General features: G+C 44.2%; 9 protein-coding genes. 6 read left to right on the forward strand and 3 right to left on the reverse strand.

The features are described 5' to 3' along the window. Positions 1 to 46: 46 nt before the first annotated feature. Together QUB37_RS28745 and QUB37_RS28750 are read right to left on the reverse strand one after the other, a co-directional pair. Positions 47 to 619, reverse strand: a complete 573-nt coding sequence (locus QUB37_RS28745; protein WP_333168569.1) for a relaxase/mobilization nuclease domain-containing protein — start codon at positions 617 to 619, stop codon at positions 47 to 49. A 57-nt stretch (positions 620 to 676) separates the two neighbouring features. After that, positions 677 to 1,054, reverse strand: a complete 378-nt coding sequence (locus tag QUB37_RS28750) for a hypothetical protein (protein ID WP_333168571.1) — start codon at positions 1,052 to 1,054, stop codon at positions 677 to 679. On the opposite strand from QUB37_RS28750, the gene QUB37_RS28755 reads away from it, so the two are divergent. The 6 genes from QUB37_RS28755 (at position 1,053) to QUB37_RS28780 (ending at position 5,609) form a co-directional block, all read left to right on the forward strand. Then, entirely contained in the window at positions 1,053 to 1,181 is a 129-nt protein-coding gene (locus tag QUB37_RS28755) for a hypothetical protein (protein ID WP_333168572.1), read from the forward strand. The two genes, QUB37_RS28750 and QUB37_RS28755, sit on opposite strands and share 2 nt — an antisense overlap. Positions 1,182 to 1,816: 635 nt before the next feature. Next, entirely contained in the window at positions 1,817 to 2,998 is a 1,182-nt protein-coding gene (locus tag QUB37_RS28760; protein WP_333168573.1) for a ParM/StbA family protein, read from the forward strand. Beyond that, on the forward strand, positions 2,991 to 3,470 hold the full coding sequence (locus QUB37_RS28765) for a hypothetical protein (RefSeq protein ID WP_333168575.1): 480 nt from the start codon (positions 2,991 to 2,993) through the stop codon (positions 3,468 to 3,470). Before QUB37_RS28760 ends, QUB37_RS28765 begins: the two co-directional genes overlap by 8 nt. A 147-nt stretch (positions 3,471 to 3,617) precedes the next feature. Then, positions 3,618 to 4,511 carry a mobilization protein gene (locus QUB37_RS28770; protein ID WP_333168576.1) on the forward strand — a complete coding sequence of 298 codons (894 nt, stop codon included), beginning with the start codon at positions 3,618 to 3,620 and terminating at the stop codon, positions 4,509 to 4,511. Continuing rightward, positions 4,508 to 5,197 carry a DUF6753 family protein gene (locus tag QUB37_RS28775; protein ID WP_333168577.1) on the forward strand — a complete coding sequence of 230 codons (690 nt, stop codon included), beginning with the start codon at positions 4,508 to 4,510 and terminating at the stop codon, positions 5,195 to 5,197. Before QUB37_RS28770 ends, QUB37_RS28775 begins: the two co-directional genes overlap by 4 nt. A gap of 7 nt (positions 5,198 to 5,204) precedes the next feature. Next, the gene (locus QUB37_RS28780; RefSeq protein ID WP_333168578.1) at positions 5,205 to 5,609 is read left to right on the forward strand and encodes a hypothetical protein; all 405 of its coding nucleotides are present in this window, start codon (positions 5,205 to 5,207) and stop codon (positions 5,607 to 5,609) included. 2 nt (positions 5,610 to 5,611) lie between these two features. On the opposite strand, the gene QUB37_RS28785 is transcribed toward QUB37_RS28780, so the two are convergent. After that, the gene (locus QUB37_RS28785; RefSeq protein WP_333168579.1) at positions 5,612 to 8,431 is read right to left on the reverse strand and encodes a CHAT domain-containing tetratricopeptide repeat protein; all 2,820 of its coding nucleotides are present in this window, start codon (positions 8,429 to 8,431) and stop codon (positions 5,612 to 5,614) included. Positions 8,432 to 8,527: the final 96 nt, after the last annotated feature.

Raw genomic sequence — 8,527 nt, forward strand, 5'->3', positions numbered from 1 at the left:
CTAATTATAAAATGGAACCGAAAAATAAAAAATAAAGGTAACTTAGTTAATGCAGTTTAGATGTCGAACAGCTTAGTGCTGTTTGCAGTTGTTCCCGCGTGCTGATTTCCCCCGTTCTTGCTAACCGTCGGTGTTCGCCAGTCGTGGGAGAACGGCGTTCTTTATCAAAACTGCGGGAAGCTGGTGTCAAGTCGTACTTTTCTTCCAATTCTTGAATCAATTTTTCGCTGCGTAGATAGTTCCAGCTATCTGATACGCAAGTTCCTTTTTCATCCAATTTGATGCGGCTGGCTGCAATGTGAATGTGGTCGTGGTCGCGGTCGGTATGGCGGATGATAGCAAATAGGTTTTTATCCAGTCCCATTCCTTCTAGATAATCAAGAGCGATCGCCCGCCATTTGGCATCAGGGATATACTCGCCATCCGGCACGCTTAAGGTCGCATGGTAAACTGGTTTTTCAACTCTAGGGTTGAGTTGTTTGGAGAATAGAAACTCAGCAGCTAATTCCTGGACATTTTCTCCTACCATATTTCCTCCAATCAGTGAAGCTCCTTCTTTGGAGAAGAGGTAATTGAGCAATGGGGTAAAAGTTTTACCGATTTTCTGCTTGCCAATCATTATTTACTAAACTTAAAAGTTGTGTAGTTAAAAAGTGATAATTTGTGGATGTTTTTATTAAAAGTTTTCGCTAGGAGCTTCTAAATTTTCCTCAATATCGCTTAAATTCATTAGAAGTGGTACGTTCATTTGCTGTTGCTGTACTTGCTTGAGCAGTGCCAAAGTTTGCTCAATCAGATCCTCAAAGTTGGCTGGCTGTGTAATTTTTTCCCCCATCCATAATGCTTGTTCTGTAGCAAGGGCAATCGGTTTGAGGCGGAGGTTAAGTTCGGCTAATTTTTGGCACAAAGCTGGTTGATGTTGTTGTTTAAAAGTGTGGTATCGGAACAGACTGCTGACGCTCACCTGGAGATTTTTAGCCATTGTCTCAGCAAGTTGAAGTTCTTCTGGCGTTAGGTGTATGGCTATTCTTTTGATTCGTTTGGATCTCGACATGGCTAGTTTGCTCGCGATTCGATGTTGGGGTAACGAACTTTATCCTTCGACTGCGATCGGTAGCGTGCGCGGAGGGCAATCGCGCCTCAGCCACCTGCCGATCGCTTGTTGCCAGGAGTGGCTTTAACGCATGGAAACTTGATGTCAGCCTTTCCAATGGAAAATTTTCCATTGCCACAGGGGCTCAGACTCTGGTTTGGTTGGGTTCGACTCGCGTAGGAATTTCTAGTGGAAAATTTTCCATTGTCACGGAGGCCGAGATCCAGATTTGGCTGAACTTAACAGGCGTGGGAATTTCCAATACACATCTCCGAAAATCAATGATGCGTGCTCTTCCACTTTTGCTTGTATACCCGATCGCCCTTGTCTCTACATCTTTTTTCGAGATGTCTGTCTAATGGAAAATTTTCCATTGAACAGCGATAGGCTGGCAGCAGCGCTCTCCTCATAGGGGTGCTATCCCGTTAGAGAAAGCAGTTTGCACGCACCTCTGACACAGCTTGCTACCAAAAGCTCTGTCCCAGCCTAAGCCGTGAGTCCGATTTTTGTAGATGCTGGGATTCAGACAACTGGCTGAGGGAGGGGAGGTTTTAGGAGGGGTTAATAAGTAGTAAGTGCGTTTTAGTCCTTGAATAGCTGTTGCTTTGCAGCCTTCTTTTGAGGTGGCACGCTTGGCTTAGCGTAAGGGTTATTTCTGCACGTCCAAACGTACAGGGCTGTTTGTTTACCACTCTTAAAACTTCAATTAGGAAGACCTGCGATATGAGTGAAACTACTATCGAAACCATCTGGCCTCAAGCGATCGCGGCCTACGATTACGGGGGGTCAGCTACCAAAATTCTCTACGCAGGGCCAAAGAATCAAATTCGACTGCTGTGCATGGAACCGGAGGTCGTATCTGTACCGCACGAATCAATTTTGGCTTATGGCAGAGACCAATTGGGGTCAGCCGAGCCTGAGAATACGGCTTGGGTTGCCTTTAGGAACGATTACAGGGCAGTGGGGTATTTGGCGAAAGAAAGGTTTCACGCCAATGCTGGCCTTTCGGAGCTTAAGTACGAGAGGGCGCTGCACAAAACTCTGGCTGGGATGTGGGCGATTAAGGAAAAGCTGAATTTGCCTGCGAAATTTACGGCGGCGATCGCCGTGTTGTTGCCACCGGGGGAATATGAAGACCGGGGGAGGTTCGAGCGGGTGCTGCGGGAGGCTTTAGCGGATTACCAAACTCCTACAGGGCAGATGAGCGTGGAATTGTTGGCGTTTAACTGCAAGCCAGAGGGGGGTGGCATTTACCTAATGCACAACAAGAAAGTCGGCTCTGTTTTGAAAGAGCGGGTGTGCGCGATCGCGATGATTGGCTACCGCAATGCCAGTCTGCTGGTGGTGCAACGGGGGGATGTCAGGCCGGGAAAAACGAGTGATTTGGGCTTCATCCGCATGGTGGAGAGGGTGGTAGCTAGGACTTCAGGGCAAACTGCTGAGCGATTGACTCCGGCGATTGTAGCAGCGGGGGCTGAGTTCAAGGCAGCCCCTTTAATGCGGTTGGCTCGCAGCACGACTAAGCAAGGGCGAGCGGAAGAAGTGCAACAGATGATAGCAGCAATTAAAGAGGCGCGGCCTGAATATGTGCGGAGTCTCACCAGTTGGTTGGATGAGAATTTGCCGCCGGATTGCGATGAGTTGGTGTTCTGTGGTGGGACGGCTGATTATCTCCGTAAGGAGTTAAACGAACATTACGATCGCTTCCCAATTATTTGGAATGCCGAAATTGCTATGCCACCTATTTTGGAAAAAAAAGGGTTTGAAAATCGGCTCAATGATGTCTATGGGATGTTTTCGTATTTCAAGGCAAATTTGAAAAAGCAGTTCAATTCTCAGGTCACAGAAGACGCTGTTTGTGGGTCAAAATGTTCCGTTTTACAGGAGATAGTTGCTCGTGGCTAAGGAAAAAGAAAGGGTTGATTTTTTGTGGCGCTATCAGCCTTTAAAATCTACTGAGGATGGAGTTTTGATGTCTTATATTAAAGGCAATTTATTGCTGCCTTCGAGAGAAATGATTCTCCAATCTCTGCGACCTTACTGGCTGCCGCTAGCATATCTGGAAAAAGAGAATATCGATCCAGTTATTTTAGGGCGGTTATTTAGAAATGCCGTCTATGCTCTGGAAAAGCACGCTCTCTATTTGCGAGATCGAGGCGGGATTGAATATCCTCCTACTAATATAGGGGGAATGCCTATTTCCCCAATACCATCATCGCGAGAAGTACCTGCTGGCATTGAGGAGGCAGACCACTCTATGCTTTACGGTGTGGACAGCTTGACGCCTCCTAACCATTCTATCGGCAGTGGATTGACTGCGGATAACTTGTTTGAATTAGAGGGTGGCGATGATTTTGATGATTCAGGATTTGCGTGAAGGAGCTTCAATTATTGATAGGAAATTTGCCATAATTACCTCTGCAAGTACAGGGAGTATAACCAATTGTATTGGATGGGCGGATTTAGAGTCCAGGCAAATTACTCTGGCTGGTTTTGCGGCTAGCAGCTATCAAGAACAGAAAACTTGACTGGATTATTGTTAGAAAATACACCGGAAATCGGGGATTGGGATATGGCAAGTAGAAGTAGGAACTCCAAGTATCAAGTTCAGCTAACAGATTCTGTGGTTAAACAGGTAGTAGAAGTAGGAGATTCAGGTATGGGTACAGCGACAGAAAACTCGAATGGTTTCAAAGAGTGCGGGTTAGAGAAGGTTGAAAAACCGGCTACTAAAATTCATCTGATTGATGGAGAGAAAGGCGGGGTTGGCAAGAGCTTATTTGCTAGGGTTTTGATTCAGTATTTCTTGGACAAGAATTTTCCCTTTTTTGCGGTAGATACGGATCGCTCTAATCCTGATGTGTCTCGAATCTATGAGAGTGTATGCCGTGAAGCTCTATTTAGTGAGGACGAGAAGAAGTTTTACGAAGCGGATCGAATTTTTGAATTGGCGTTTGAGAAAAGCGTGATTGTCAATTTACCCGCTCAGGTTTATCCTTTGGTGACTAAGTGGATGGGAAGGAATAATTTAATTGAGTTGGGGAAGCAGTCTCGTATTAGTTTTTGCAAGTGGTTTATTTGCACGGGGGGCTACGATAGCGTGCAACTCTTTTTGAAGTCAGTTAAGCATTTTGATAATAAGATTGCTCACGTCCTCGTCCGCAATTTAGGATTGGAGGATGATTGGAGTTCTGTGGAAGAGATGGAGGAAGTGCAGAATGCGATTAAAAAGTATGAGGTGAAGGTGATTGATTTTCCTAAGTTTTATTCGCGGGAAAGGAATGCAATTGATGCTCAGGGGATAACTTTTGATTTGGCAAGAAATAGTCAGGAACTTGGTGTGTTGGGCCGACAGCGGATTAAGTCGTTTATGTTGTCGGCTTATGAGGCGTTTGAAACTACGGGGATGTTGCCGTGAGTTATGGTGCTGTTGATACTAAATCTTTGCTGGATATTGCTTTAGAGGGGCAATCTGAGGAGTATCGGCGCAAGGTTTTGGAGTTGGCTTTTAAGGGGAAAATTGAGCCAACTGACCCGATTTTTCTGATTTTGTTGGCTACTGGCCGATTGGAAGTGCTGATTCAAGAGAGTCCGAAACCGGATGATTTTGAGTTGGCGTTCAATCGGTGGGTGGGGCGGATTAATAAGACTCTGGCGAGTTACGAGCGAGTGGCGGTTGAGAAGCAAGAGGGGCAAATCGCTGAGGCTGTCAATTCTCTGGTGCGTCAGACGGAATTGACTCGGTGGAGAACATCGGCTCTTGCTTTGATACCGGCTGCGGGTATCCTGTTGGTAGCGTTGGGTGTCGGTGCTTTGATAGGGTGGATGGGTTTACTTTGGTCGCAGAGGGGATTTGCACCGGGGGAGCCGATTCACCTGACTCAAGAACAGGCGGAGGCTTTGCGGTGGGCAAGTAGCGCTGAGGGGAAGTTTGCCCGCAGGCTGATGAAGTGGAATTCGGATAGCCTGACTAATCTAGAATGTAAAAAGGATGTTCAGCGTTTGGGGGTAACTCTGGAAGTTGCGGGCAGGCCAGCTAGTTCTGGGTTCTGCACTGTATGGGTTGAACCACCAGAGCAGCGTAAGTTTAGGGATATACGTTAGGATAATTATGTTTTCTGAAAAAATTGTTACACCAGAACAAATTGCTTTGTATCGCGAACAACTAGCCGATAATCAAGAAGCGTTAGCGGCTCTTGATGTAGTTGAACAGTACGGCAAAATATCCAAGGCTGCTAAAGCAATCGCTATTCAGGAAGATATTGAAGGAGTGATAGATAATGCAGCCCTAGATTGGTTTGACGAGATGCTGCAAAAATGCCACAACTATATTTGTAAACCTGAATATGAAAACATGAGAGAAAAATACATTCCTGCTTTAATTCCTCCTTTAGCTGATTGTATAGCAGGTGTTTTAGCTTGCCCTCCTGGAGTAGCTGGAATAATTGCTACTCCATTTGCCGTTTATGTGGCTGAAGAAGGTATGGAGAAATTTTGTAATTCCATCAATCCTTAGTCCTAAAGTCCTATAGCAACGAAAGCTGACCAATAATAAGGATTAGCAAAAGGATAAGGCTGGCGATCTGGTTTCTTAGTGTTAACAGCCTGATTTAATAATAAATTAAATGAATCCAGATCGTCTTCTTGGTTCTCAAAAGCTTGCTCTAGCTGGAGTTGAAATTTTGGATGATTTTTAATTCTTGCCAGCTTCTTATTGGTCAGTGATCGCAACCATTTTTGAGCTTTATTCAATGCTATAGCCACATCCCCTGTTTTGATTTGTGGTAATCGTTTGAGGTTGTGGTAAAATTTTACCATCAATAAAATTGTAGCGATCGGATCGACAGTCCAAAGAGTGCTGACAATACTCAGACTACCTGCATATAAAAAGCCACTAGGTAAACCAATATATTCATCGCTGATGCTATTAGGATCTGTCAGGCCACTTTCACAAGCTGAAAAGGTGACGAGGCGACATTGGTTCAGGTAAAGTTTTTCAAAGACTTCACCCAATGTCAACTTACCTTCTTCCCCTAATTTGTCTTCTGGATCGGTAAGGAGTAGAGCCGATTTTAGGGGAGATTCAAAATTGAATTTGCCATGACAAGAGAAGTGAAGGCAATGAGAGGAACGTATTTGTTCCATTCTTCGATAGAAATTGGCTTCTGTTGCTTCCGCTTCTTTGAGGATAATGCTGTGCTGCGGATCGAAGTGTTGGCAAATTTTATCAATTTCTAGTTGAGAACCAAGTAAAGACCCAGGTTTTTTTCTGGTAGGATTTTGAATAGCAAATAAACGGGTAAAATCAGGTCGATTTTGCTCTTGGTCTTTTGCTTGTTTCAGTAATTGGCAACTGGGGGCATAACCCACACCTTTGGAGAAGCGTTCAAACAGCAATTTACCGTCAGCTAGAGGTAAAGCATGAAGGGGAAATAGGTGTAGGTAGCGATGCGGCATGAGGATAAGACGGTTACATTTAGCCCCACTTTGAGAAAAGCAGTCATCGATACTCGAAATAATGTCATCAATATGCAGAATCTCAGCAAGATTTTGAAGGCGAGAAGCTAAATTATTAATCCATTCGTTTTTGGGTTTCTGGTATAAATCACGATAATCTTTATCCCAATTTGTCAAAGCTGTCATATCTTCAAAAGAAGACGAAACAACAATGGGATGGGGATGATGACAGGTGATAATGAAAGTGAGAATCTGACTGCCCGTGATGTACCATTCAACAATAGCGGTGTTTTCATCGGTGAGCGATTGGATATCGCTGAAGGGGATGGATTCAACTTCTTGGGTGAATGTAAACCTAGTGTCTATTTGGTTAATTTCTGATAGCAGTTCATCTTGTTGTTGTTGCAATTGATTTAATTCTAAACGCAATAATTTTATTCGGTCGCGATTTTCTTCTTCAGACTTTTGACTGCTAATGAGTATTTGTAATTCTCGCTGTTTGGCTGGAATTTGCCGCCGCAGTTGTTCGAGTTGGTGACAATGAGTTTGGTAAAGTTCTGAATTGGCATAAATATCGAGTTTAGGGTAGATGTCTTTGTTAGCTAGGAGTTCTACAAGGTTGCGGGCTTTGCTGCGTTCGACGTATTCAATGGCTGCGGTGGGTTTGTTGAGTTGGAGGCAGACTTCTACCATACGTCGATAGAGATTGTTCCATTGTTGCGCTAGTGTTTGCTTATCTCCTTCAGTACCTGAGCCAGAGACAATCTCGCTACGCAAGGATTCTATCGTGTCAATGGCATCGGCAAAAACAGTATAAGCAGATTGAAACTGTTGAGTATCTTGATAGGCAAAGCCAAGATTACTTTGAGTTGCGGCATACTTTTCTGGAAAGACTTGACGGGTACGTACCTCCAATGCAGATGAGAAATAGTGTATTGCTGTTTCTAAATTTTCTACCCTATCCCCCGTTAATCGCTCCCTATAAGTTATACCTAAATTGTTTTGAGTCATAGCCCAGTCATATGGAAAGACTTGGCGGGTACGTACCTCCAATGCAGATGAGAAATAGCGGATTGCTGCTTCTAAATTTTCTGCCCTATCTTCCGTTAAGCGCTCCAGGTAGGCAACACCCAAATTGTTTTGGAGTGTTGCCCATTTTTCGGGGAAGGCTTGGGACGTAAGTACCTCTAGAGCAGCTAAATAAGACTGGATAACCTTTTCCAAATTATCTACCTTATCACCCTCTATGCGATCGCGGTAGGTGTTGCCGATATTGGTTTGGCTCGCAGCCCAGTCTTCAGGGAATTTTTCTGGGGTAAATATCTCTAAGGTAGATGAGAAGCAGCGGATTGCCACTTCTAAATTATCTCTCCACTTTCCCCGCAGCCTTTGACGGTAGGCAATACCAAGATTATTTTGGGTAATAGCCCATTCTTCTGGAGAACCTTCAGGGGTGAGTATTTCCAAAGCTAATGAGAAATAACGAATTGCTGCTTCTAAGTTTTCTGCTTTTTCTCCACTAATGCGTTCTCTATAAGCAATGCCTAAATTTTGTTGTGTAGTAGCCCATTTTTCGGGAAAATCTCCACGAGTGTAGACTTCCAACGCCGATAAGAAATAACGAATTGCTGTTTCTAAGTTTTCTCCCTTATCTCCCTTCACACGCTCAAGGTAATCAGAACCCAAATTATTTTGAATCACTGCCCATTTTTCGGGGAAGTCTTTACGAGTGTAAACTTCTAACGCAGCTGAGTAATAGTGAATCGCCGCTTCTAAATTTTCTCCCCTATCTCCCCATAACCGCTTACCGTAGGCAATACCTAAATTTTGTTGGGTCATACCTGATTGTTTAGGAAAATTTTCGCGGGTATAGACTTCCAATGCCGATAAGAAATAACGGAGGGAGTATGTCACTTTTGTAGTGAGTAATTATACTCATGCAGCTTGTCTCTGATTTCCAATTAAGCCATTCAAGTA

The sequence above is a fragment of the Microcoleus sp. AT3-A2 genome (genome assembly GCF_036705685.1).
Lineage (GTDB): Bacteria > Cyanobacteriota > Cyanobacteriia > Cyanobacteriales > Microcoleaceae > Microcoleus.

What these genes read in the sequence shown, in the direction of transcription:
- QUB37_RS28745 (WP_333168569.1), bottom strand. Translation starts at nt 619, where the DNA reads ATGATTGGCAAGCAGAAAATCGGTAAAACTTTTACCCCATTGCTCAAT.
- QUB37_RS28755 (WP_333168572.1), top strand. Translation starts at nt 1,053, where the DNA reads ATGGCTAGTTTGCTCGCGATTCGATGTTGGGGTAACGAACTTTATCCT.
- QUB37_RS28750 (WP_333168571.1), bottom strand. Translation starts at nt 1,054, where the DNA reads ATGTCGAGATCCAAACGAATCAAAAGAATAGCCATACACCTAACGCCA.
- QUB37_RS28760 (WP_333168573.1), top strand. Translation starts at nt 1,817, where the DNA reads ATGAGTGAAACTACTATCGAAACCATCTGGCCTCAAGCGATCGCGGCC.
- QUB37_RS28780 (WP_333168578.1), top strand. Translation starts at nt 5,205, where the DNA reads ATGTTTTCTGAAAAAATTGTTACACCAGAACAAATTGCTTTGTATCGC.